General features: G+C 50.3%; 15 protein-coding genes. 3 read left to right on the plus strand and 12 right to left on the minus strand.

The window, feature by feature from the left end:
- Window positions 1-3 precede the first annotated feature (3 nt).
- From FPE01S_RS05405 to rlmD, 11 genes are all read right to left on the minus strand, one after another.
- Window positions 4-3,351: a VCBS repeat-containing protein gene (locus FPE01S_RS05405; RefSeq protein WP_169749131.1), complete on the minus strand. Its 3,348-nt coding sequence runs from the start codon at window positions 3,349-3,351 to the stop codon at window positions 4-6.
- 80 nt (window positions 3,352-3,431) lie between these two features.
- A complete protein-coding gene (locus tag FPE01S_RS05410) occupies window positions 3,432-5,063 on the minus strand; it encodes a RagB/SusD family nutrient uptake outer membrane protein (RefSeq protein ID WP_046367804.1) in 1,632 nt (543 codons plus the stop codon).
- 4 nt (window positions 5,064-5,067) lie between these two features.
- Window positions 5,068-8,367, minus strand: coding sequence for a TonB-dependent receptor (locus FPE01S_RS05415; protein WP_217998170.1), 3,300 nt, complete (start codon window positions 8,365-8,367; stop codon window positions 5,068-5,070).
- 113 nt (window positions 8,368-8,480) lie between these two features.
- Entirely contained in the window at window positions 8,481-9,698 is a 1,218-nt protein-coding gene (locus tag FPE01S_RS05420) for a FecR family protein (RefSeq protein ID WP_052955524.1), read from the minus strand.
- 52 nt (window positions 9,699-9,750) lie between these two features.
- Window positions 9,751-10,311, minus strand: coding sequence for an RNA polymerase sigma factor (locus FPE01S_RS05425; RefSeq protein ID WP_046367806.1), 561 nt, complete (start codon window positions 10,309-10,311; stop codon window positions 9,751-9,753).
- Window positions 10,312-10,427: 116 nt separating this feature from the next.
- Window positions 10,428-13,778: a ThuA domain-containing protein gene (locus FPE01S_RS05430; RefSeq protein WP_046367807.1), complete on the minus strand. Its 3,351-nt coding sequence runs from the start codon at window positions 13,776-13,778 to the stop codon at window positions 10,428-10,430.
- A 23-nt stretch (window positions 13,779-13,801) separates the two neighbouring features.
- Complete coding sequence (gene cysS, locus FPE01S_RS05435) at window positions 13,802-15,295, minus strand: cysteine--tRNA ligase (RefSeq protein ID WP_046367808.1); 1,494 nt, start codon at window positions 15,293-15,295, stop codon at window positions 13,802-13,804.
- Window positions 15,296-15,330: 35 nt separating this feature from the next.
- Window positions 15,331-16,476, minus strand: a complete 1,146-nt coding sequence (locus FPE01S_RS05440) for an endonuclease/exonuclease/phosphatase family protein (RefSeq protein ID WP_046367809.1) — start codon at window positions 16,474-16,476, stop codon at window positions 15,331-15,333.
- An 8-nt stretch (window positions 16,477-16,484) separates the two neighbouring features.
- Window positions 16,485-17,411: a rhomboid family intramembrane serine protease gene (locus FPE01S_RS05445; RefSeq protein ID WP_046367810.1), complete on the minus strand. Its 927-nt coding sequence runs from the start codon at window positions 17,409-17,411 to the stop codon at window positions 16,485-16,487.
- 13 nt (window positions 17,412-17,424) lie between these two features.
- Complete coding sequence (locus FPE01S_RS05450) at window positions 17,425-18,018, minus strand: rhomboid family intramembrane serine protease (RefSeq protein ID WP_046367811.1); 594 nt, start codon at window positions 18,016-18,018, stop codon at window positions 17,425-17,427.
- Window positions 18,019-18,024: 6 nt separating this feature from the next.
- Complete coding sequence (rlmD, locus tag FPE01S_RS05455; RefSeq protein WP_046367812.1) at window positions 18,025-19,428, minus strand: 23S rRNA (uracil(1939)-C(5))-methyltransferase RlmD; 1,404 nt, start codon at window positions 19,426-19,428, stop codon at window positions 18,025-18,027.
- A gap of 38 nt (window positions 19,429-19,466) precedes the next feature.
- Here rlmD and FPE01S_RS05460 point away from each other — a divergent pair, with 38 nt between their 5' ends.
- Together FPE01S_RS05460 and FPE01S_RS05465 are read left to right on the plus strand one after the other, a co-directional pair.
- Window positions 19,467-20,936, plus strand: coding sequence for a TlpA family protein disulfide reductase (locus FPE01S_RS05460; protein WP_046367813.1), 1,470 nt, complete (start codon window positions 19,467-19,469; stop codon window positions 20,934-20,936).
- Between the two features lie 14 nt (window positions 20,937-20,950).
- Complete coding sequence (locus FPE01S_RS05465) at window positions 20,951-22,867, plus strand: peptidylprolyl isomerase (protein ID WP_245623977.1); 1,917 nt, start codon at window positions 20,951-20,953, stop codon at window positions 22,865-22,867.
- 2 nt (window positions 22,868-22,869) lie between these two features.
- Here FPE01S_RS05465 and metF read toward each other — a convergent pair whose 3' ends face one another.
- A complete protein-coding gene (gene metF, locus FPE01S_RS05470; protein ID WP_046367815.1) occupies window positions 22,870-23,823 on the minus strand; it encodes a methylenetetrahydrofolate reductase [NAD(P)H] in 954 nt (317 codons plus the stop codon).
- A gap of 93 nt (window positions 23,824-23,916) precedes the next feature.
- Here metF and lptB point away from each other — a divergent pair, with 93 nt between their 5' ends.
- A complete protein-coding gene (gene lptB / locus FPE01S_RS05475) occupies window positions 23,917-24,693 on the plus strand; it encodes an LPS export ABC transporter ATP-binding protein (RefSeq protein WP_245623978.1) in 777 nt (258 codons plus the stop codon).
- The last annotated feature ends 11 nt before the right edge of the window (window positions 24,694-24,704 follow it).

Genomic DNA, 24,704 nt, shown 5'->3' on the forward strand with positions numbered 1-24,704 from the left:
TACTTAAGGATTCGCTTTAATGATTTGAATGTTATCGTCGTTACGGGATATGATAATTATTTTCTGCCTGCCGGCAGTTTTCAACGCTACCATATCGCGCACATCTCCGTCAAGCCAGACACCCAACCGGGAATATCCTGCTGTTTGGAAATTACCGCTGGCACCTGGTATCAGCAAAAGACCTTTACCGGCATCTTCCCTGCCCAGTTGAACCCGGAATGGATAGAAGTTTCCGGCTGCCAGTATTTCTGTTTTCCCGTCTCCGTCAAAATCGTCCTGCAAAAAACTTTGAATGGCCGAAAACTGTGCGGGTACAGGAAGCGGTAGCAACACATATTTTCCATCAGGCTGTTGCCGCAACCATGAATTGCTGAGGGTTTGAACAGCAAGTTCTTTCATTCCCCGCATTTGCTCCTCACTAAAGATATCATGCATCGTCGCATCTGCATAGGCAGCATATTTAAGGAACTTCTTCTTTAGTGAAGGCAATGGTTCGGTCAGTTCATCGCGAGACAGATAAGGATAAGCCGTACCCTGGATAAAATAATTCAGGATCGGTAACTGCTGCCCGTTTTTCAGATAGTCATTGATGCAAAGGGTCATGGGCTGACCGGCAGCGGCGTGAAACTGCGTATTGGGAGCCAGGTTACCCAACAGAAAATCAGTACGGCCATCCTGATCAAAATCTCCGGGGAGAACTCTTGTCCATAACCCACCAGTCTTTCCAGTCAGCAACGCTTCACTGCTTTCCACCAGCCGGCCTTTCTGATTCAAAAATATCCTGACGGGCATCCATTCCCCAGCAAGCACCAGATCAGGCCAGCTATCCACATTGACATCTGTCCAGCAGGCATCTGTCACCATCCCGCACAAGCGAAGCGCTGCAGCAGCACTATTGGTCACATCAGTGAAACCAATCTTCCCTTTACGTGAATTGTTCAACAAAAGATAGCTGTCAGGCGAACTGCCGTATGCCCCCGGTTTGAGGCGACCGCCAACAAAAAGATCCGGCTTCCCGTCCCGATTAAAATCAGCAACTGCCACGCAGGCTTTACTGGTTGTCATAACCGGCAAGGCACCCTCAACCTTACTGAAAACACCTTTCCCATTGTTGATATAAAGTCTATCCCGCAATGCTTCAGCACCTTCTTTCCATTCGCTGCCGCCGCTGACCACATACAGGTCAGGATCACCATCTCCGTCAGCATCAAAAAAAACGGGCTGAACATCTTCACACAGGCTATCCGGCTGCCAGGGTTGCGAAGGTGCAGGGATGAACCTGCCGTCGGCTGTTTGCAGGCAAAGCATGGCTGCCTGTCCGGATGGCGCACCGACAAATACATCATCCAGACCGTCACCATTTACATCCTGTGTCGCCAGCCGGGGGCCTTGCCGCGACAATTGCCAGGGCACGAAATAGTAGTGCTTGAAATCCACAAAAAGATTCTCCCTGGGCCGGAAAGGAAAATCACAGGTGGCCGTGATGTCGGTAAATAACTTTTTTTCTCCTGGCGATGCGGCCAGAGGAGTTTCGTTGTTTTCCCGCGCAAGCAACAGTATTTTTTTATCCACCGGAAGCCGTTTGTAAACAGACCGTCTGCCATCCGGCCAGTTAACTGTTAGCCTGATACCCGATGTATCTTTCCCCAGACCAAAATGAATTACAGGTTCAACAGTTGACAAAAATCCACGCACAGGAAATAACTCAGCATATTGCCTTCCGCCGCTACCGGTTTCCAGTAACAGGGTAGCACCAATGGCATTGCGGTTCATTCCTGTATCCTGCAACTGAATTCTCAGGTAGTGGGCTGAATCTGTTTTAGCATTGTTGCGATACAATTGTGCCTTCTCGCCGATATTGTTGATGATCAGGTCAAGGTCTCCATCATTATCCAGGTCCGCATAGGCGGCACCATTAGCAGAGGTTTTTGCCGTCATTCCCTGTTCGGCAGAAACATTTTCAAAAGTGAGATCACCCTTATTCCGGAAGATATAATTGGACAGTTTTGTCTGACTGAGGTGCTCCATCACTTCCAGGCTGACCGATTGGTTGCCGTGCTGCTGCTGGTAGTCATTCACCACATAATTGCTAAAGTCAAGATTGGTGAAGTCGCGCCAGTAGCCATTGGTCAGGAACAGGTCTTTCAATCCGTCATTATCAAAATCAGCAAATAGCGGTGCCCAGCTCCAGTCAGTATTGGAGATGCCGGCCAGCTGCCCGATCTCTGCATAACGGGGCAGCCCCTGCTCGTCAATACCCTGGCAAACCTGGAAAGTATTACGCATGTTCTGGTGAAAATAACCGCTGTCTACCAGCAGAGTATATTTATCGTACTGATCGGGACCTTTCAATAGCTTCTGTCGACGGTTGTCTTCCGGCAGCATGTCTGCAACAAAAATATCCGGTTCTGCATCGTTGTTGTAATCAGCGATATCACATCCCATGCCATAGCGGGAAATATGACCGAAGCATTTTTTCGTGACATCTTCAAATGTGCCGTCATGTTTGTTCAGCAGCAAATAATCCTGTTCTTCAAAATCATTGGTCATGTATAGATCAGGCCAACCATCCTTGTTGACGTCACTCGCTATTACACCCAATCCAAAGGTATTGCCGCCCCCTTTCAGTCCGGCGGCTATGGAAATATCGGTAAAGTGTCCCCCGTCATTCCGGTATAACCGGTGACTGAATGAAGGGTGCCTCAGTGAGCGCAGTTTTGACGTATTTACAAATGGCGAGTAGAAGGTTGTGGCATGATTGAGCAGGAACATATCGAGGTCACCATCACGGTCGAAATCAAAGAAGACGGCCTGATTGGAATTGGTACCGGGTGCGTCCAATCCGAAAGCGGCGGCTGATTCGTGAAAAACCGGGTAGCCGTTTTCAACACCCTGGTTGATGAACAACTGGTTGGCGCGATATGCCGCATCACCGAGACCGGAATAGCAGACATAGATATCCAGCAATCCATCTCCATTCACATCAGCCATACTTACCCCCGTTTTCCAACCAGGTTTTCCTGCTACTCCTGCCTTCTCTGTAATATCCTCAAAAGACAGATCGCCTTTGTTCAGGTAAAGCCGGTCAGGCAATTGATTGGCTGTGAAGAAAAGATCCGGGAGCCCGTCATTGTTCAGGTCACCAACGGCAACTCCACCGCCGTTGTACATATTCATGAAATTGAAAACATTGAATTTTTCCGTCTCCTGGAAGCTGTTCACAAATTCAATCCCGCTGGAACCGGTAACATCCGTAAACCCTGCAGGCTCGGCAGCCGTACAACCATTCAGCAGGTGTACAATACCCAACAGGATAATAGCGGGAAGCAATTTGTGAGGGAGAATATTCATGAACATTCGGGAAAAAATGCAGGCACTTTATTGCTAAAGGCCTGCATGGGGTTATCCAAATCGACTGCTTATGAGAGCGTTTACCAGTTGGGATTCTGGGGAAGAAGGTTGTTATTTTTGTCAATCGAAGTTTGTGGAACAGGCCAGAGATAATGTTTGGCCGGATCGAAATGCCTGTCCTGCGCCAGGAATTTCGGTTTCGTCCAGTCACCGATCGGATCATTCACGTCGCTGTTGATGCCATAGGCAGGAACATTCAACACATCTTCCGCGATTTTCCAGCGCAGGATATCAAAATACCGTTTGTGTTCGGCAACAAATTCATGACGGCGTTCTTCACGGATCGCTTCCCGCATTTTCGCCTGATCTCCGGCAATTGCAGCAACACCGGGCAGTCCGGCCCTCGCCCTGATCTTATCAACCGCCCACTGGATCTTTGCATTTCCCGGATCATATTCGTTCAGGGCTTCCGCCAGCACCAGTAGCGCTTCAGCATACCGGTAAATGGGCCAGTTGCCATAATTCGTATAAGGATCAAGGAGGGTGAGATCATTGAACTTGAGGTACATATAACCCGTTAATCCGCCGCCTTCCGCATTCATCTTTTCAGGGTTGTTGTAAGAGGGATGGGGGTTATAGGGTTTCGTCGATCCATCGGGACGGATCACTGGCTGACCTGGCAACATAAATGTTTCGGCGAGCCTTTTATCCCGGTTAACGAATGGATTGCTCTTGTTATACAGGGGTGATGTCTCGATCGATTGCCCGTCGGTCGTTTCGTAGGAATCAATCAGGTCACGCGTGGGGCAAAAACTGGCCCAGCCTTCGCCGGTCTGTCCAACCCCCGAAGGAGAGGCAAGCAACGGCAGGTATTGCACGAGCTTGTCTTTCACGTACTGGTAAGCAAGAATGACTTCGGTGTTGTTGTTGTTGGACTGCTGTTTGAACAGGTAGGAATAATCTGGTTCAAGATCATACCCCAAGGTGGTAACCGCATCAGCGGCTTCGGCTGCTTTTGTCCATAAAGCAGCATCATTGGCATTTTCATGGAACTTCTTGTAGCTGGCCATGTACAGGTAGATATTCGCTTTCAGCAGGTAGGCGGCGCCTTTGGTGATACGGCCCACATCTGCACCGGAATAGGATTCCGGAAGGTTTTCTACGGCTGTTTCCACATTCTGAAGGGCATAATCCAGCACTTCCTGCTTAGGGCTGCGGGGCAGTGCGGAAGCGTCGAGATCAACCGGCTTTTCCTTAATGAGCGGAATATCCCCGAAGAGCTGCGTCATCCTGAAGTACCGCATGGCAAGGATAAATCTTGCCTCCGCATCAAACCGCTTTTTCATGGAGGCATCAATATCCATTGCGCTCAGTTTATCCAGGTAATACAGCGCGATCCGGATATCGGCATAAGCCCATTCCTCCGAGATGTAAGTATCTGCAGGTGTCTGATTGCCCTGGCAGATATACCCCATGCCGCCTTCGCCCCAGGCATTGGTCATTACGCTGTTATCACTGTGGCAATCGCGCCAGAAATCCCGTGAGTCCGGTAATGTGGAATAGACGGCATTGAGACCAGTCTGCGCATCATCTACCGTTTTCCAGAAAGTGGTTTCAGAAGCCTGAGACAGGGGCTCTGTTTCGAGATATTTTTTGCATCCGCTCATTACGAGTCCGGATAGCAGAAAGCTATATGCAATGATTTTTTTCATCTGATTAAAATTTGAGGTTGACGCCGAAAGCATAGGTTCTTGATAGCGGATAGTAGCCACCTTCGGGATCAAATCCAGGGTAACCGGAAATCGTTGCGAGGTTCTGCGCAGACACATACACCCGCAGGTAGTTGATTTTTGCCTTAGCCAGTACAACTGCCGGGATACTGTAACCAACCTGCACGTTCTGGATCTTCAGGTAGGATGCTTTCTTTAACCAATAACTGGAATACCGGGTATCGTTGGACGTGTATTGCGTGCTGAGTCGCGGATAGCTTGCATCCGGATTGTCAGGTGTCCAGCTATCCAATGCCCAGGGGCGTGCGTTCTGCGAAAGATAGAAAGCCCAGCCCTCATATCCGCTGATATAACGGTAGTTGTTCAGGCTGCCATAGACATTGGCCGACAGGTCAAAATTCTTCCAGCCGAAATTGATGTTGGATCCGTAACGGACAGGCACTTTATCATTCAGCACCATCCTATCATCACCGTCGATAATACCTGATTTGTTGATATCAGCGAATTTGATATTACCGGGAAACACGTTGGCGCCCTGGTTCTGGCTGGCCACATCTGCAGCATCCTTAAACAATCCTGTTGCCTGTAATCCGTAAGGCAGGTTGAGCTGTCCACCTACTTTTGTGTAGGTGTTTCCGGAAATGATATAGTCCACTCCATCGCCGATATACTTCACTTTGTTTTTAGAGTATCCCACATTGAAATCAATTCCCCAGTTGAAGTCTTTGCGGCTATCGCGATAAGCTACCAGGAATTCAAATCCGCTGTTGTCCATGGCGAAAAGGTTTCGAACCGGACCAGCCAATCCAAATTCATCCGGAACCAGTGGTGCGGTCAGGATGTTTTCGCGCTGGTTGTAGAAATAGTCGGCACTGATGCTGATCTTCTGACGGAAAAGCCCGAGATCAATGCCAATATTTGACTGCTTTGCTCTTTCCCAGGTGATATTCGGATCAATCGCCACATTGTTATAGGCACCGGGAACGATCGCGCCATTGAAACCATAGATCTGCGGATTGTAGGCGAGCACCTGTGCGGTAGCGTAGGCACTCACTTTTTCAGCATCGCCCAGGATCCCCCAGGATCCCCTGACCTTCAGCTGCGATATGGCAGGTACGTGAAAGAATGCTTCCTTGTGCACATTCCATCCTGCAGAAAAAGAAGGGAAAACGCCCCAGCGATGCCCTTCTGCAAAACGGGAAGAACCATCCGCCCGCACATTTACCTGGAAGAGATATTTGCCGGCATAATCATAATTCAGCCTGCCGAATACCGACTGAATGGCTACATCCGTTGCACTGCCCGTACTGCGCTGATTGGCAGCTGAACCGGTATTCAGCACATTCACATCGTTGAAGGGAAGGTTATCCCGGAAACCGGAAAAGTTATCGGTTTTGTAATACTCCTGTGAATACCCCGCCAGCAATTTGATGTTGTGATCGCCCTTGCTGACCAGGTAGTCTGTAGTGAGCTGGAGTGTATTCCTCCAGCTGGAAGAATAGGATTCCGTCAGGTTGGTAACAAGGTTCTGCTTTTTGGCAATATTGCCTTCTTCATCATAAAGGAAATAGCTCAATACCCTGTCTGAGGTGCGCTGATCGAGTGAGTTGCGCGAGAAATTTCCCTTGATGTTCCAGTTTTTCAAAGGCGAATATGTCAAACCGATTACCGTAAATAATTCCGTATATCTGCTCTGGTTGTAGCCACCTTCATTTACCCCGGCAACAGGGTTGTTTACAAAAGACGAGCCTACACCGAACTGTCCGCTTTTGGTGCGGATGGCACTTATCGGTGCAGCGCGCGCTGCGGCAACCTGCCAGCTTTCCGTGCCACCCTGCGGCTGATCGATGAAAGTCTGTGTATACTGAAGGTTCGCATCCAGCGTCAGCTTTTCAGAGATTTTAATGGAGAGGTCGGGCCGCACAATAAACTTGGTGTAGTCATTGTTCGGCAAGGTGCCATCCTGGTAATCATATGAACCGGCGATACGATAAATAACTTTCTCACTGGAACCGGAAACGGCAACCGACTGGTTGGTCAGCAGGCTTCTTTTTTTATAGATCTCGCGATACCAGTCGTTATCGGAATATTTACCGGCAGCAAGATCTGCCAATCCCTGTTCACCATACAAGGGCGGCTTGCCATCGTTGACCAGTGTCTGATCCCAAAGTTTCATGTAGTCGGCGGATCCAACGAAATCAATCTGGAACTGAGGTTGCTGGAGGCTGATGTTTGAATTTACTTCCACTTCTGTTTTCGCACCTTTACGGCCGCGTTTGGTGGTGATCAGCACAACTCCGTTTGCCGCGCGGGATCCATAAATAGAAGCTGAAGCGGCATCTTTCAATACTGATACGGATTCAATATCATTCGGGTTCAGGGTATAGATGTTACCCGGAAATCCGTCGATGATCACCAGTACACCTGAACTGCCGCCAATGGTGGAAACACCGCGGATATTCAGGCTGGCACCGGAACCCGGCGCGCCGCTGCTTTTGGCGACATTGAGCCCCGGAACAGCGCTGGCCAGCAATTCCTGCACGTTGGTGACTGGCCTGGCGGGCATTGTTTTGGAAATATTCACGGTACCAACGGCACCAGTTAGGTCGGCCTTGCGCTGGGTACCGTATCCAATTACAACAATCTCTTCCGTTTTGGTTTCCTTTATCCTGAGGGTTACCTGGATATTCTCTTCTCCTGACACTTTGATCTCTGTTGCATCGAAGCCTACATAGCTGATCACCAGCGTGATGCCGCGCTCCGTTGTGGCCAGCACAAAATATCCGGCTTCATCGGTTGACGTCCCGATATCTGTGCCTTTGATCCGCACACTGGCACCGGAAAGCGGCTTTCCTTCGCTATCGGTCACCCTTCCTTTCAGTTCAGTTACAACCGGCGCAACAGTCACTTCCAGGGGATGTTTATTCGCATCTGCCTTAATGTATATGGTTTTGTCAATCACCGTATAGTTCAACGCCAGGTTCCGGAAACATTTGTCCAGCACTTCCTGCAACGGAACATCCTTTACGGTAAGATCCATTTTTCCCATGCCTGTGAGCAGTTCATCTTCAAAAAAGAACTGGTAACCGGTCTGCCGGTGGATCTCCCGGAAGATTTTTTTCATGGGTGCCCCTTTCGCATTCAGGGTGACCTTCTGGCCGAACCCCCTGGCACTCACCTGCAGGCATGCCGCCAGCAGAATAATGGCAGTCAGCTTCATAATCAGCAGCATTTTCTTCTTTGCTTCCCTCAAACCAGGGGGGAAGCAACGAACCGTTAAATTCATAACTTTGTTTTGGTTGGGTTAAACAATAGGTCGAATCCCGGCTTTGCCGGATGCACATCAACCTGTATTAATAACTCTCCTTATACCGTCCTGACTTCCACTCAGGGCGGTTTTTATTTGAGTTTATCGCCTTGGGAATTTGCCTGGCCAACAGTAATTTTCCTGCCTTCGATGGTGAACCGTATACCGGCTCTTTCCATAATTTTCAGGACCTCCGAAATATTGAGGTTCCTGCCAACAATGCCTGTAAAATGTTTGTCTGATTGTTTGCCTTCGTATTGAACTTCCACATTATACCACCGTTCCAGTTCACGCATGATCTGCTGAACATCCGACCCGTTAAAAATGAACTGGCCATTTTTCCATGCCATCACTTCCTCCACATCAATATCATCCACAACGGCGATCGCATCCTGATCTTGCTTTCCGTTCTGCTGCGCGATTGCCTGCTGACCAGGTGCAAGCAAACAGGAGCGTGACTGCCGGCTGAACTTTACCGCACCTTCCAGCAGGGTGACCTTCATGTTTTTTTCATTGGAATACGCATTGATGTTGAAATGGGTTCCCAGCACGCGGACCTGTGCATCGTTGCCGGGGCAATTCACATAGAAAGGCCGGGACTGATCTTTCGCTATTTCGAAATATCCTTCACCAGATAGTTCTACTTTTCTATCAGCGCCCGGAAAGGATACCGGGTATTTCAATGTGCTGTTGCTGTTGATCCAGACAACAGAGCCGTCGGCCAGCGTGAGGTGAATCGGCTTGCTTCCTTTTGGATTGATCAGGGTATTTACCTGTTCAGCACCGGCAGCCGCTCCTGTTTTTTGTGCATATACGATATCGCCGTTCCCTTTTCTGAATAGCTGCACTGATCCTTGTTGCAGGATCATTCCTTCTCCGGCCTTATCCAATTCAATACGGCGGCCATCTGCCAGCACCACCACTGCCTTGCTGCTGTCCGGCGCCGAAATATCGGCACGGGTTTGATTTACTTCAGCAATCACCTGCTCCTTACCGTTCTCTCTTTGATGCAACAGCAGGTAGCCACCAACAGCCGATCCAGCGAGGATGACGGAAGCCGCTGCAATGCGAACAATTCTTCTTCGGGAAAGGGGAATGACTTTCGCCGGCTGATCGCGGTTGTCAAGAATCTGCCGGAATATTTTTTCCTTTATGGCATCCTTCTCCGACGCATCACCGAATACATTTTCCCGCTCCTCTACAGAATCATACCATTTTTCCACGCGGGCGGTTTCTTCTTCTTCACTGCGGCCTTTGAGGTAATTCCGGATGGAGCTGAGTGCATTTTTATAGCGAAACTTCAGGGGCATAAAAACTAAATACCCGAAGAAGCCTCCGGGTACCAGTCCCCGTCAAAAAAAATCAGAAAAAAAGTTGGAACAGCTGGTATTTGCTTAATTGCTGCCGCAGGCGTTTGACGGCTGCATGGAGGGTGTTCTTTACCGTTTGCTCAGAAAGGCTCAGTTGTTGTGCAATTTCACCGACAGGAAGGTTGTCAACGCGGCGTAACTGGTAGATCTCCTGCATCCGGGGTGGCAGCAGGGAGAGTTCCCTTGCCAGTTGCTGTTGCAGTTCGCGAAAACTCATGTATTCTTCTGCTGACACAGTCGTCTGTTCCAGCATACTAAGATCAAGTGGCAGGGTTATTCCCCGCCTGGCCTGGCGCTCCACTCTTTTAATAATGCTGTATTTCAGTGCGGTGAAAAGGTAATAAGACAGGGATTCCTGCACGTCGATCGTCTGCCTGTTCCGCCAGAGGCTGATAAAAATCTCCTGGATTACATCCTGTGCATCTGCATCATTACCCAGCCGGCTAAGCGCTTTTTTGTACAAAGGTTCCCAGTACCGCTCATAGAGCAGCCGAAATCCTTCTTCCGCATCAGTAATGCACAACAACTCTTTATCGCTACGGCAATCAGGCATAATTCTTCCCAGTCAGGCAATTCGTTTATACAGGCAACTGCGCCAAACTAGTGAAGTTTGGCAGATTGCCGTTTACGGAAACGATTGCGTAAAAAGATGCCTGGGGTTTACCCAACCTACTTCACCCCGAAGCGGATGGCCTCCCATTTCACTTCAGCCTTCTCTGCCTCGTCAAGGTCTTTCACCACCAGGAATACCTGGTGTTCCCTGCCGTCAGTAACCGGGCTCAACGCGATCCGGGGCGACTTATCGGTTCCTTTCAGCACGGCACTACCCAACACTTTTCCATCGGGTGCATCGAGGTGCAGGGAAATTTCATATCCTTTTTCCAGTGAACCTTTCCAGCTGAATACCGGCGTTGCCGACAATATGCCTGTAAGGTCAAAACTTCCGAGTTCTTTATTGCCGGAGGAAAGGAAGGTCCAGTCAACTTTTACCACCGGACTTACCAGCACGGCAACTGCAGTGGAGGAAAGTGACTTCACATTTGCGCCGCCTTTATCGGTATAGGAAGCGGTGAGCACCAGGGCCGATCCGTCAGCGGCTTTTGCCGGATTTGGTGAAACGCTTCCGGAAGCTGGCAAAGATTTCTGGGTTGGGCCGCCACTCAAACTCCTGATCCAGCTGACGATCAGCATCGCATCATCTGTCTTCAGGTTGGGGTGTGCTGCCATTGCCACTTCTCCCCATACGCCGCTACCACCCTTAATGATTTTGTTGGCGAGATATTCTGAAGCGTCGGCCTTCCCTTTATATTTAGCCGCAACAGCTGCGTAAGAGGGACCAATCGATTTTTCATCCTGCTTATGACAACTCTTACAATCCAGGCTGCTCACAAGCCCCTTGCCCATCATCAGTCCACTCACCTGCTGATGACCCAGTTGCGCCCCGGCTTTGTCCAGCCCCTGCTGGTATTCGGCAGATACAAACAGTCCCTCTGCCGGTGATCCTGAATTTTTCAATGCCGGCTCTTCGGCATCCAGTAATCCTACACCATACTGAACGGGCACACCCGGGAAATAAAAGGTTTTGTTGCCACTCACACTGATGTTCACCTGCGGTGCTGTATTGCCCGCTACCACATCTGCCGGCGTGGCTTTGGAAGACAGTTTCGCAGCGTCCGTTACGGTCACATTCACCACATAGTCTCCACCCTTCTTATATACGTGGTCAACTTTCGGCTCTTTGGTTTGCAGTTTTGTGCCGTCGCCCATATCCCAGTCAAACGAAAGTGCTTCGCCTTCGGGATCACGCGCTTCAACTGTAGCCGTCACCGCAAGCGGCAGGGCGCCTGAAGTTTTGTCAAGTGTTACCGCACCGGCTTTCGGTGCCCGGTTACCGCCATTGTAGTCGATCCTTGACAATCCCGCATCGGCATTTTTCGTGAACCAGCCGGTGCCGTATTCCAGCATATAAATCCTTCCGTCTGAACCTACTTCCATATCGATTACACCATTCAGTTTGGTATGTTCCATGAAGGGTTCCATTTTGTAGTAGTCGCCGTTTTCCTTCATGGTCACCACCTTGACCCAGTTCCTGATCCAGTCATAGAAGAAAAGTTTCCCGTTGAAATAATCAGGCAGGCGTGTTGCCGCAGGGAACATGTCAGTATAGTAAACCGGACCGGCCATGGCGTTTCTGCCGCCGGTACGTACAGACGGGAAATCAGGTGATGGTCCGTAAGGGTACCAGATAAATGCAGGCTGCGCTGCTGAAAGGTCTTTAATACCGGTGTTGTTCCTCGACGCATTGATTACTTTGTTCGCAGTAAACGCCGGGCCGCTTTGCCCTGTCGCATAATCATACTGGTGGTAAGCATAGTTGTTGCCCACAAAGTAGGGCCATCCGAAATTACCTGCTGTCCTGGCCTGGTTCAGCTCGTCGTAACCACGCGGTCCGCGCGTGCTGAGGCTGTCCTCGCCGGCATCCGGCCCCACTTCACCCCAGTAGAGATAGCCGTTTTTCTGATCAACAGAAATACGGTAAGGATTCCGGTTCCCCTGTACATAGATCTCCCCTCTCGTACCGGGTTTGTTTTTCGGATACAGGTTACCGTCGGGAATACTATAAGTGGCATTGGGATTGATCCGGATCCGCAAGATCTTACCCCGCAGGTCATTGGCATTCCCGGAAGAGCGGCGGGCATCATATTGCTGGTGACCGGGACGGTCATCCAGGGGCGCATAGCCATGGTTCACATAAGGCTGGCCGGGTTCATCAAATGGCGTGGAGTTGTCACCTGTTGATACATACAGCAGTCCATCTTTGTCAAACGCAATAGAACCGCCGGTATGGCAGCAGATGTCGCGCTGGGAATAGAACTCCAGTACCGTCCGCTCCGTGGCCATATTCAGCGAATCGCCTTCCATGGTGAAGCGGGAAAGACGGTTGACGGAAGTATCGGCGGGACTGTAAAAAATATAGACGTAGTGGTTCTTTGCAAAATCAGGATCTGCCTTTATGCCGAGAACGCCTTCTTCTGCATTCACATTCGGCGCATTGGATTTAAAGTATGCTTCCAGAAATCCGGCCTGGCGGGCAATGCTGTCGCCATGTTTCACCAGCATAATCTCGCCGCGGCGTTGCGCTACCAGCACATCCAGGTTGGGCAGGATGGTCATTTCCGTAGGCTCATAAAACTGCCCGCGCACCAGCTGTGTTTTGGTAAATCGGTCTTCATCCGGCACATTCATCGTGTGTGCCTTACCGTAATCCAGCGGTTTGCCATCGCCCATGGCATATTGAATGCCACCCAGCAGGTGCTGGAGATACATCGGCTCCTTGTAGGATTCGTTGGTATGTCCCAGGTTGGTATAGAAAGCGCGACCGCCATCAAACTCGTGAAACCAGCTGAGCGGGTGGTTGGTGCCGTTCTTGCCACCATGATAACTGTTCTCGTCAACGGTGATCAGAACCGTAGTATTTTTGTTCAGTTTTTTGAAACTGTAATACTCATCGGTGCGCTGCCAGGGTGAAGGCAGTTTTGCCGTGGCCGGATGATTTTTGTCTTTTACCGTAAGGATGGCCTGCTGAACATTGGGGAAGGTATCGTTAATGCCGGGGTGATCGAGAAAATAGCCGCCGACAAGATCGCCATACCAGCCCCAGTCGTATTCGGTATCTGCTGCTGCGTGCACGCCAACAAATCCACCGCCTGCCTGGATATAGCGTTCAAAGGCATTTTCCTGGTACTGGTCGAGTACATCGCCGGTGGTATTGAGGAACACAACGGCGTTATAATGTTTCAGGCTGTCGTCGGTAAAATACTTCGCATCAGAAGTTGTGTCAACACTGAAGCCGTTTTCTGCACCCAGTTTCCAGATAGCCTGCTGGCCATCACCGATAGAGGCGTGGTGCCAGCCGTTGGTTTTGCTGAATACCAGTACACGGGGTGAAGCTTTTTGGGAACAGCCGGCCCAGCCCAGCAATAAAAGGGCGGAGAGGCAATAGGCAAGAACAGATCGCATGAATTGATAGTTGACGGGGAACGTTATAAATAAGTAATGCCGGTGCTGCCATCTTTTTCGTCTTTCAGCAGCACACCCAGCGTTTGCAGTTGATTCCGGATCTTGTCGCTGGTCACAAAATCCTTGCGGCCTTTGGCTTCCTTACGGATATCGATCAGCAATTGCAGCACGCCATCGAGCTTGCCGTTGTCTGCCGAAGCCTGCTCGCTCTGCAGTCCGAGTATATCTTCCAGGTAGGTCTTGAATGCCGCTTGCAACGTATTCAACGTAGCGGTGGAGATGGCATCAGCTGCGTAATGTTTATCGCGCAGGCTGTTGATCACCGGCACCAGTTCAAACATATTCGCCAGCACTTTTGCCGTATTGAAATCATCGTTCATGAATTCATCCATCTCGGTAATGAGTTGCTGCACCTTTTCATCCAGCGCAGCATCGGAGGCAACGGGACCGCCGCCGGGAAGTTTCTGCAACGTTTCATAGGCCTCCCACAAGCGGCGCATGCCTTTCTGTGCAGCCTGCAATGCTTCATTACTGAAGTCAAGCGTGCTGCGGTAATGTGTCTGCAGAATGAAGAAGCGGATGGTCATCGGATGATACGCCTGTTCCAGCAACGGATGGTCGCCACTGAACAGTTCCGTGAGCCGGATCTGGTTGTTGTAGCTCTTCCCCATCTTCCTGCCGTTGATGGTGATCATGTTATTGTGCAGCCAGTACCGGGCAGGTACATGGTGATTGCAGATGGTACTTTGTGCGATCTCACTTTCATGATGCGGGAACTGAAGGTCCATTCCCCCGCCGTGAATATCGAATTGTTTGCCAAGGTACTTGGTCGCCATTGCCGAGCATTCGATATGCCAGCCGGGAAACCCTTCCCCCCAGGGTGACTGCCAGCGCATGATATGTTCCGGGGGTGCGGATTTCCATAAAGCGAAATCCTGTTTATTCCTTTTTTCCTCCTGGCCTTCCAGTTCACGGGTGGTCTCCAGCAGGTCGTCCATGATTCTGCCGCTGAGTTTTCCATACGGATAATGTTCAGCGTATTTCACTACATCAAAGTAGACAGATCCATTCACTACATATCCGTATCCTGCTTCGATGATCTTTTTGATCATTTCAATCTGCTCCACGATATGTCCGGTAGCGGTGGGTTCAATGCTTGGATCGAGGTTGTTGAACTGCCGCATTGCCCAGTGGAACAGGTTACTGTATTTGGTGACCAGTTCCATCGGTTCCAGCTTTTCGATCTGTGCCTTGCTGCTGATCTTGTCTTCTGCTTCACGGCCTTCTTCCTCAAAATGGCCTGCGTCCGTAATGTTGCGCACATAACGGACTCTATAGCCCAGATGTGTCAGGTAACGAAAGATCACATCGAAAGTGATAAATGGACGGGCATGACCCAGGTGGCTTTCGCCGCTTACTGTCGGTCCGCAAACATACATGCCCGCATAGCCGGGTACAAGAGATTCAAAAACTTCCTTCTGCCGCGTATAGCTGTTATATACTTTCAGTTCTGACATATTGCTTGCAAAAATATACGTAATGCTTATATTTCCTATTGTTTCTCGCCCGGCAGGACCAGATCGGCGATAACCGGGTAATGATCACTCAAAGCCGGGTGCGGATTGAGTACCTGTGCCACTTTGAACGCAGGATCGGCAAATATATAATCAATCCGCAGTGTCGGGCTGAGCGAACTGAAAGTGCGCCCGATACCGAAGCCGCGGGCCGACCATACATCCTTTCTTTCACCGCGAACAGTGTGGTACACGTAACTGTTCGGAACGTCATTAAAATCGCCGCACACAATTTCGGGAAAGGGACTTTCATCCAGTGCCTTTCTGATTTTTAGCGCCTGTTCCTGGCGGAAGCCGTAGGCATGCCTGAATTTTTTAAAGATGCCTTTCGATTTCCCGATGCTGCCATCGGCTCCCCGCTTGATTTCTTCAACGGATTGAAACTCCCGGCGCGTGAACAGGAGACTTTGAAGGTGGGTGGTCAGCACACGGATCATCTGACCATTTACCTTAATATCTGCGGTAATATAACTTTCGTCGGCTTTTTCAGATTTCGGTCCGCCGAATTTCCGGCGTACCGTATTGGTGATGGGGAAGCGGGAAAAGATCACGATGCCATGTTCATACACCCCATCTGTCCGCCGGTGGTCCATCGCATAGGAGAAATAAGGATACCCCAGCGAATCGCGGAAATAGGGCACGTTGCGGTACAGCACATTGGTATCGTTGGATTCCAGGAATTCCTGCATGCAGATGATGTCGGGGTTCAGGCGGGAGATGTATTCCAGCATTTGCCTGCGCTTGGATTTTCCTGATTTGGGCCGGTGATTCATTTCATCGAAGCGGGCTACGTTCCATTGCATGATCCGTAGTGTACCCTGCTTTTTGACCATGCGTTTTTCTGCCAGGGGATGGATCGCAAAAAAGGCATTAATGGGCCGGTAGCCGGCCAGCAGTGCAAAAAAGGGAAGGAAAAACCATTTGGACCGGATCGCCATCCAGAAAACCATCAGCGAAAGCATGGCAAAAAAGAAAAAAGCAAATCCCACACCGAGCAGGGCGATCCACCAGAACCTGGCCGGCTCAACCCACCAGGCGAGGCAGGAGAGCAGAAACAGTACGGTCACCCCTATCGTTACGATGATGAACAGTTTCTTCGTGAAGGCACGCAGGATCGAGGGCATGGGTGAATTTACAAATCATCTTCGTTAGCTGCCCTGCGGAGAATGTCTTTTTCTTCATCCGTTAACAGATGATACCCTTCCTGGTTAATCTTATCCAGGATCTGATCGATTCTTTGCTGGGTGACGTGAGGATATTTTTTGAAGGGTGCCTTACCGCTCACCTTGTAAAAAAAACTGTCACGGGATTTCTTCTTTTTAGCGGGGCGGTCTGGGTTGAACAGGTTGTCGATCCAGTCGAAAAACTGGTTGATCCAGTCGCTCCAGTCTTTGCCGCGGCGCATCTGGTAAATGAAGATAAAGCCGATGGCAGCACCGGCGAGATGGGCCAGGTAAATGGAAGCGGGACCTCTACCGATACCGGCAAAATCAACTACCACGAAGATGGCGGAGATAATCCAGAGGGGGATCCCGCCGTTGATCATCGGGAAGATACGGTAATCGGGGGCCACGGTGGTGGTGGCAATGGCCACCGCCATTACGGCTGCATTGGAACCATAAAACCAGCTGGTATCGATCCCCGGCTGCAGCCTGGGAATCAGGTAATTGGCGGCAGCAAAAACGATACAGCCGGCCCAACCGCCATACAGGAAAATGGGAACCAGCTTACGGTTGCCGGTGAGGTCCTGCAGGATATATCCAAACATCCATAACCAGAGCAGGTTGGCCACCAGGTGCATTACTTCCCGGTGAATGAACATCGACGTGATGATCGTCCACGGACGGGTCATGAATTTTTCAAAGCTGGCGGGGAAGGCGAGCCAGTTCCAGACGTTAGGATCGTAATGGGCGAGATCCATATCGCTGAGCTGGTAGATGACGTAGACGAATTTTAACAATACGAAGGCGACGGCAATAACCACCACGAGGTTCACGAGGGCGTTACCGTCGGACCCCAACATCAATTTCTTTCTACTTCTTTCTTCGGGCAGGTTCATGTATTGCGCTTAATTAGTAAAACGTCTTGCGATTGGTTTTGTTCCATATAATGACAATCAGCAATCCCGCCAGCGCTCCGCCGAGGTGGGCCCAGTGTGCTATATTATCGCCGGTAGAAGGATTGAAGGCACCGAAAAGGTCAAATGCCATCAGGGCCGGGATTACGTATTTCACTTTAACGGGAATCGGGATGAACATAATCATTACGGATACATTGGGAAACAGGTAGGCAAAGGCCGCCATCACTCCCATGATCGCGCCTGACGCGCCAACTGCAGGTGCCAGTCCGCCGAATACAAGGTGCGCCAGACCTGCCACGATACCACAGATCATGTAGAAATTGAAGAATTTTTTGGGACCCCACACGTCTTCCAGCATCGGGCCGAACATGTAGAGGGTGAACATGTTGAATAAGAGATGGAAGAACCCACCATGCATGAACATGTAGGTGATCAGTTGCCAGGGTTTGAACCCGTAACCCACAGGAAACAGGGCGCCGTACATCTCCAGCACCGGATTACCCTGCATTTCAAAAAAGTACTGTGCCAGGTAAACCAGCACATTGGCGATAAGGAGATTCTTGACGATCGTGGTTAGTGGTCTCATGCTTCTTTATTTCCTCAGTTTAAGCTGTACTACATTCTCAATATGGTGGGTATGCGGAAACATATCCACCGGTCTTACCCGGGTTACTGCATATTTGGCATCCAGGGCATTCAGGTCCCGCGCCTGGGTTGCCGGATTACAGCTCACATATACGACTACCGGCGCTTCCATTTCCAGGATCTTCTGCACCAGTTGTTCGTGCATACCTGCCCGCGGTGGATCCGTAATGATTACATCAGGCCTTCCATGTTCGGCAAAAAAAGCGCTGTCGCAAATATCGACAACGTCACCGGCGAAGAACTGCGCATGTGCCACACTGTTCAATGCTGCATTTTCCTTTGCGTCTGCAATGGCTTCGGGGATCATCTCGACGCCGATGACCTTTGCCGCCTGCCGGCTTACGAAAATACCGATGCTGCCTGTACCGCAGTACAGGTCATAAACAGTTTCTTTTCCGGTTAGTTCGGCAAATTCCCGGGTGAGCTGGTACAATTTTTCTCCCTGGCGGGTATTCGTCTGGAAAAACGATTTAGGGCCGATCTTAAATTGAAAATCCTCCAGCTTTTCCATGGCAAAGCCTTTACCGGAATAGACAACCGGTTCCTGGTCATGAAGGCTGTCGTTCCATTTGGCGTTGATGGTATAGAGCAGCGTGGTGATGGCAGGTACTTTTGCCAGGAGGTGATCCAACAGGCCTTTCCGGGCTTTTTTGTCTTCTTTACCAAAAACCACATTCACCATCACCTCTCCCGTGGTCAGCACGCGGACTACCACCGTTCTCAGGAATCCGTGATGTTCCCGGATATCATAATACGACAGGCCTTCTGATGCAGCATAATCCCGGATAGTGTTCCGGATAATATTGGCGGGCTCGTGCATCAGGTGGCAGTTATAGATATCGATCGCCTTATCGAAAATGCGCGGCACATGGAATCCTATCGCATTCTGCCGGGGAATCTCGGCCCCGTGCTGTACTTCCGCTGCCAGGAGGTAGCGCCGGTTGCTGCAGGTGAATTCCAGTTTATTGCGGTAGTACCGGGTCTCCGTACAACCCAGGATCGGCTCGATCGGTGGCAGGGCTACCTTGCCGATACGCCGGAGATGTTGTTCTACCTCCTGCTGTTTATATTGCAATTGCTTTTCATATGGCAACATCTGCCATTTACAGCCACCGCAAAGGCCAAAATGTTCGCAAAAAGATGGCACCCGGTCTTCAGAATACTGGTGAAACAGTGAAACCTTGCCTTCCGCCCAGTCTTTTTTGTTTTTTGAGAGCCTCACATCCACCACGTCACCGGGCACGGCACCTTCAATAAAAACTACCTTGCCATCCACCCGCCCCAACGCTTTTCCCTCCGCTGCATAATCCTCTACCTTAATCTTTTCCAGCGTAATATTCTTTTTGCGCATGGGGCAAAAGTCGTGAAATTAGCGGCTCAAACAATAGGATGAAAAACCGCGTCCTCTACCTTTTTGCAGCCCTTCTCTGTGGCCTCACTGCCGTTGCACAAAAGACTGTACCTGCAGCGACCACCGGCAGCGCCGGCTACCGCCTTACTGTCGGCATAAATGCCTGGAACGGCCAATACCTTTACCTGGGATATCATTACGGAAAGATCAAGGCCCTGGCTGATTCAGCCCTTGTGAAGGGGAATTCGGCCATTTTTTCGGGCGCCAAACCATTACCCGGCGGAATCTATTTTCTCGTTTCCCCGAAAAAAGAGATCATGTACGAACTGCTGCTCGATAAGCAACAGCAGTTTTCCATGCATGTTGATACAGCCCATCCGGAAGCACCCGTTTTTAAGGATTCCAAAGACAATGCAGATTTCCAGGCCTATACGCAGTTCATCCAGTCGAAGGGAACCACCCTCAATCAGGCCCAGGAAGCGCTGAAAAATGCTCCTCCGGCTGATACAGCACGCCTCCACCGGCAGATCCGCGAAGGAAACGCAGCCATTCTCGATTACCGGAAAAAATACATCCAGGGGTCGCCCAACAGCTTTCTGACGGTACTGTTCAATGCCCTTTCTGAACCCGTGATCCCGCCTGCAGCCGAACACCCCGGGGGCGTATATGACTCCTCCTACGCCTACAAATATTTCAAACAGCATTACTGGGATGGTATCCGGCTCACCGACGAACGCCTGCTCCGTACGCCGTTTTTTGAAAGCCGGCTGGACCGATATTTCAAGGACCTGGTGTCACAGGAGCCTGATTCCATCAAAAAAGAGGTGGATTGGTTCCTCACCCGGTCAAAACCCAATAACGAGATGTACAAGTACCTGCTCACCCATTTTGTGCAGGCCTATATCAATCCCCAGTACATGGGTCAGGATGCAGTGTATGTACACCTGTTTGAGAAATACATTAACCAGCATCCGGAGGTGGACTGGTTCACCGAGAAGTACCGGAAATACATGAATGATCGGGCCTACAGCCTGATGGCGAACCTGATCGGAAACCCGGCGTGGGACCTGAACATGACAGATACCACGGGCAAGGCCATCACCCTTTACGAGATCGCCGCACCCTATACGGTAGTCTGTTTCTGGGATGCCACCTGCAGCCATTGTAAGGAAATGGTACCCCGTCTTGATTCGATGTTCCAGCACAAATGGAAACAGCAGGGTATCAAACTGCTCGGCATCATGACCGACGGCGGGAAAGAAAACTGGCTGAACTATATCCGGCAAAACAATCTGAAAGACTGGATTCACGTTTACCAGACCGACGAACAGCGGGAGACTGAGCGAAACTCAGGCAAACCTGGTTACCGCCAGTTGTATGACGTTTATCAGACACCGGTACTCTACCTGCTCGACAAGGAGAAGCGGATCATCGCCAAAAAGCTGAGTTATCAGCAGATGGATGACCTGATCATGCTGAAACAGAAAAATGCCAATAGCCGAAAGTAATGCCGTTGAAAAAGATGTTTTTGTTGCCGGTGTTCCTCCTGATCGGGGGAATTCTGTCTGCCCAGGTACTGTTCACCTATGGGAAACACAGCGTTGACAAATCCGAATTTCTGGATGCCTTCCGCAAGAACAATTCCGTTCAGCCACCTACTGAAAAGGCATACAGCGATTACCTGGAACTTTATGTTCGCTACAAACTCAAGATTCAGGCAGCCTACGATCTTCATCTTGATACCCTGCCGACACAGCAAAAAGATATAGCGGATTTTCGCGAACAGGTCATTAACCAGTACCTCAGCGACGATACGACGATGGATTTCCTGGTGAAGGAGGCGCTGCAGCATTGCCGGCAGGACGTTCGGGTGGCGCATATCTACCTCCCCTTTACCGGTAATGATACCCTTGCGGCCTACCAGAAAGCCCTTGCCGCCCTGAAAGCACTTGGAAGCGGAAAATCATTTTCCAGTGCAGCGGCCACTTATTCTGCCGACACCGCGACAGCCAAAAAAGGCGGCGATATCGGATGGATCAGCTGTTTTCTGCTGCCCTATCCTCTCGAAAAGCTGGCTTACAACACCCCGCTGAACCAGCACAGTGCGCTTTACAAAAGCAAGAATGCCTATCATATCTTTTATCCAACAGCAACCCGCCCTTCGCCCGGAAGCATCCAGGTAGCCCAGATCCTGATCGAAACCAAACCGGGGGCTAAGGCAAAGGAGATCACTAAAGCGGAAATGAAAGCAGATTCGATTTACCGGTTGCTGCAGCAGGGCAGCGACTTCGGCAATCTCGCGGAAAATAACAGCGACGACAATTCCAGCTATCATAACCAGGGCGTGATGCCGGCTTTTTCTGCCGGCACCTACGATGCCACGTTCGAGGACCAGGCATTCGCCCTGCAGGAAGACAATGCCATCAGCAAACCGTTCCGAACCCCGCAGGGTTTCCATATTCTTAAAAGGATCGCAGTATTCCGGTACAGTCATGATGCTTCCAACGAGCAGACTTATGCCGCCATGAAAACCCGGGTGAACAATGATCCGAGGATACAGCTGGCCGTAGCTGCAGCGATGGGAAAAGCAAAATCAAGAACAGGCTTTAAGGAAGTCATCCAATCAGATATCCCTGAGCGTTATACGGAAGCTTTTTTCCAGGGCGACGAGAAAGGCAAACAATTACTCGCTCCTGATGCATTGCTGGCAACTATCGGTAAAAAGCAATTGTTCGGAAGGGACTATTCCAGCTGGCTGGCAGTAAATGCAGACCCGGTCTCCCAGCAGCAGCCGCCATTGACCCCGGCGGCCATCTACCAGAAATTCCTCAATGAGCGGCTGGTGCAGGAATACCAGCAACACCTGGAAGACTACAACCCGGCCTTTGCCAAACAACTGAAGGAATTCCGTGACGGGAACCTGATTTTTGAAGCCATGCAGTGGCAGGTGTGGGATAAGGCCATGAATGATGAAGCCGGCCTGCAGCGGTATTATACTGCCCACCAGGCAAAATACAAATGGCAGGAAAGCGTGCGGGCGGTAGTATTCAATGTTACGGATTCAGCAACGGCGATCAGGGTGAGAAACGTCCTGGCAGCTGATCCTTCGCGTGTGGAATCCGTGCTGAAAGAATATGAAATGGTGGTCACGGCAGACAGCGGAAGATTTGAATTCAGCCAGCTACCGGCATATTCGGCGGGCATGGTCCTGAAACCAGGATATGTCAGCGCTGCTGTTTTTAACCGCGATAATCTCAACAGCAGTTTCTTCCTCGTAAGGGAGGTATTTCCGGCGAATCAGCCCAGGAATTTCAATGATTCGCGCGGCTTGTTGCTGAATGACTACCAGGCGGAGCTTGAGGAAAAATGGATTGCCGAGCTGAAACGGCAGTATCCTGTGAAGCTGGAGAAGGCTGTCTGGAACAGCATCGTCAATTAGCGTCAAACAATCTCCTTCACCACATTCCAGATCACTTTGGGCTTGCCCAGCGTGTAATAATGCAGTACCGGTACGCCGGCTGCTTTCAATTCACGGCTTTGCTGCAGCAGCCATTCCGTACCTACTATTTCAACTTCTTCATCCGACTTGCATTTGGCAATTGCCGTGCTCAGATCAGTCGGGAGGTCAACGTGAAAAATACGGGGCAGGATATTCATCTGCTTTTTGCTGGTGATCGGTTTTAGTCCCGGTAAGATGGGCACTGTGATACCGGCCTCGCGACACATGTCGACGTACTCAAAATATTTGCGGTTGTCGAAGAACATCTGGGTGACCACATATTCGGCTCCGGCATCTACTTTGGCTTTCAGGTAACTGATATCGGTGTTGCGGTTGGGAGATTCAAAATGTTTTTCCGGGTATCCGGCCACGCCGATGCAGAAACGGGCATTACCGTGATCTTTTACTTCTTCTTCCAGGTAGATCCCGCTGTTGATGTCTACCACCTGCCGCAACAGGTCGATCGCGTAACGGTGACCGCCGGGTTCGGCTTCAAAAGAAGCTTCGTTGCGGGCAGCATCGCCGCGCAATACCAGCACGTTGTCTATCCCGAGGAAGGCCAGGTCGATGAGGGCGTTCTCTGTTTCTTCCTTGCTGAAACCACCACAGATCAGGTGGGGTACCGGGTCAACATTATAGTGCTGCATAATGGCGGCACATATGCCAACGGTACCGGGGCGTTTTCTCACTTCGATCTTCGTAAAACTTCCATCAGCCTGTTTTTTGAACATGGTCTCACTACGGTGATACGTTACATTGATAAACGCCGGTTTGAATTCCATCAGCGGGTCCAGGTGATTGTAAATTGCACTGATGCCTTTCCCTTTCAATGGTGGAAGAATTTCAAAAGAGACCAGGGTTTTATTGGCCTGGTTGATATGATCGATAACCTTCATTTGTTGCCTTGATAAAAGATAAACTATTGGCAAACTTAGGACGGCATTATGAATTTACAAGGTATTTTTGCCAAAACCGGCAGCTTGAATCAAGTGATCAACACCAGTAACCTGGTGAAAACTTATAGCAGCAGGACCGTGGTGAATCACGTGTCCGTTAACGTTGAACAGGGCGAGATCGTTGGGTTGCTTGGACCAAACGGCGCCGGCAAAACCACCACTTTCTATATGGTGGTGGGGCTTATTAAACCAGATGAAGGGACTGTTACCCTGAACAATGAGGATATTACCAAACTGCCCATGTACAAGCGTGCGCAGCTGGGAATCGGCTATCTTCCGCAGGAAGCCTCAGTGTTCAGAAGCATGAGTGTAGAAGACAATATCAGGGCAGTACTGGAAATGACTGAGCTGACTAAGGCTCAGCAAAAACAGAAACTCGAAGATCTGCTGGATGAATTCCGCCTGCATCATGTACGGAAGAACAATGGCGACAGTTTAAGCGGGGGTGAAAGGCGCCGTACCGAGATCGCCCGGGCCCTGGCTGTTGATCCGAAGTTCATCCTGCTGGATGAACCATTTGCCGGTGTGGATCCGATCGCCGTGGAAGATATCCAGACTGTGGTTGCCCGTCTGAAATACAAGAATATCGGTATTCTCATTACCGACCACAACGTAAACGAAACACTCTCCATCTGCGATCGCGCCTACCTGCTCATCGAGGGAAAGATCTTCAAACATGGTACTGCAGAAGAACTGGCAGCCGACGAACAGGTGCGTCGTCTCTACCTTGGCCGCAACTTTGAACTCAAGCGGAAAGACTACCTGCACGAAGAGGTGATGAAGGGAATGGGCGATTTCCCCAAGATATGACGCCTTTTTTC

The organism is Flavihumibacter petaseus NBRC 106054 (assembly GCF_000974785.1).
In the GTDB taxonomy this organism is placed as follows: Bacteria; Bacteroidota; Bacteroidia; order Chitinophagales; family Chitinophagaceae; genus Flavihumibacter; species Flavihumibacter petaseus.

What these genes read in the sequence shown, in the direction of transcription:
- rlmD (WP_046367812.1), bottom strand. Translation starts at nt 19,428, where the DNA reads ATGCGCAAAAAGAATATTACGCTGGAAAAGATTAAGGTAGAGGATTAT.
- FPE01S_RS05415 (WP_217998170.1), bottom strand. Translation starts at nt 8,367, where the DNA reads ATGAATTTAACGGTTCGTTGCTTCCCCCCTGGTTTGAGGGAAGCAAAG.
- FPE01S_RS05460 (WP_046367813.1), top strand. Translation starts at nt 19,467, where the DNA reads ATGAAAAACCGCGTCCTCTACCTTTTTGCAGCCCTTCTCTGTGGCCTC.
- FPE01S_RS05430 (WP_046367807.1), bottom strand. Translation starts at nt 13,778, where the DNA reads ATGCGATCTGTTCTTGCCTATTGCCTCTCCGCCCTTTTATTGCTGGGC.
- cysS (WP_046367808.1), bottom strand. Translation starts at nt 15,295, where the DNA reads ATGTCAGAACTGAAAGTATATAACAGCTATACGCGGCAGAAGGAAGTT.
- metF (WP_046367815.1), bottom strand. Translation starts at nt 23,823, where the DNA reads ATGAAGGTTATCGATCATATCAACCAGGCCAATAAAACCCTGGTCTCT.
- FPE01S_RS05440 (WP_046367809.1), bottom strand. Translation starts at nt 16,476, where the DNA reads ATGCCCTCGATCCTGCGTGCCTTCACGAAGAAACTGTTCATCATCGTA.
- FPE01S_RS05405 (WP_169749131.1), bottom strand. Translation starts at nt 3,351, where the DNA reads ATGAATATTCTCCCTCACAAATTGCTTCCCGCTATTATCCTGTTGGGT.
- FPE01S_RS05465 (WP_245623977.1), top strand. Translation starts at nt 20,951, where the DNA reads ATGTTTTTGTTGCCGGTGTTCCTCCTGATCGGGGGAATTCTGTCTGCC.
- FPE01S_RS05445 (WP_046367810.1), bottom strand. Translation starts at nt 17,411, where the DNA reads ATGAACCTGCCCGAAGAAAGAAGTAGAAAGAAATTGATGTTGGGGTCC.
- FPE01S_RS05425 (WP_046367806.1), bottom strand. Translation starts at nt 10,311, where the DNA reads ATGCCTGATTGCCGTAGCGATAAAGAGTTGTTGTGCATTACTGATGCG.
- FPE01S_RS05410 (WP_046367804.1), bottom strand. Translation starts at nt 5,063, where the DNA reads ATGAAAAAAATCATTGCATATAGCTTTCTGCTATCCGGACTCGTAATG.
- FPE01S_RS05420 (WP_052955524.1), bottom strand. Translation starts at nt 9,698, where the DNA reads ATGCCCCTGAAGTTTCGCTATAAAAATGCACTCAGCTCCATCCGGAAT.
- FPE01S_RS05450 (WP_046367811.1), bottom strand. Translation starts at nt 18,018, where the DNA reads ATGAGACCACTAACCACGATCGTCAAGAATCTCCTTATCGCCAATGTG.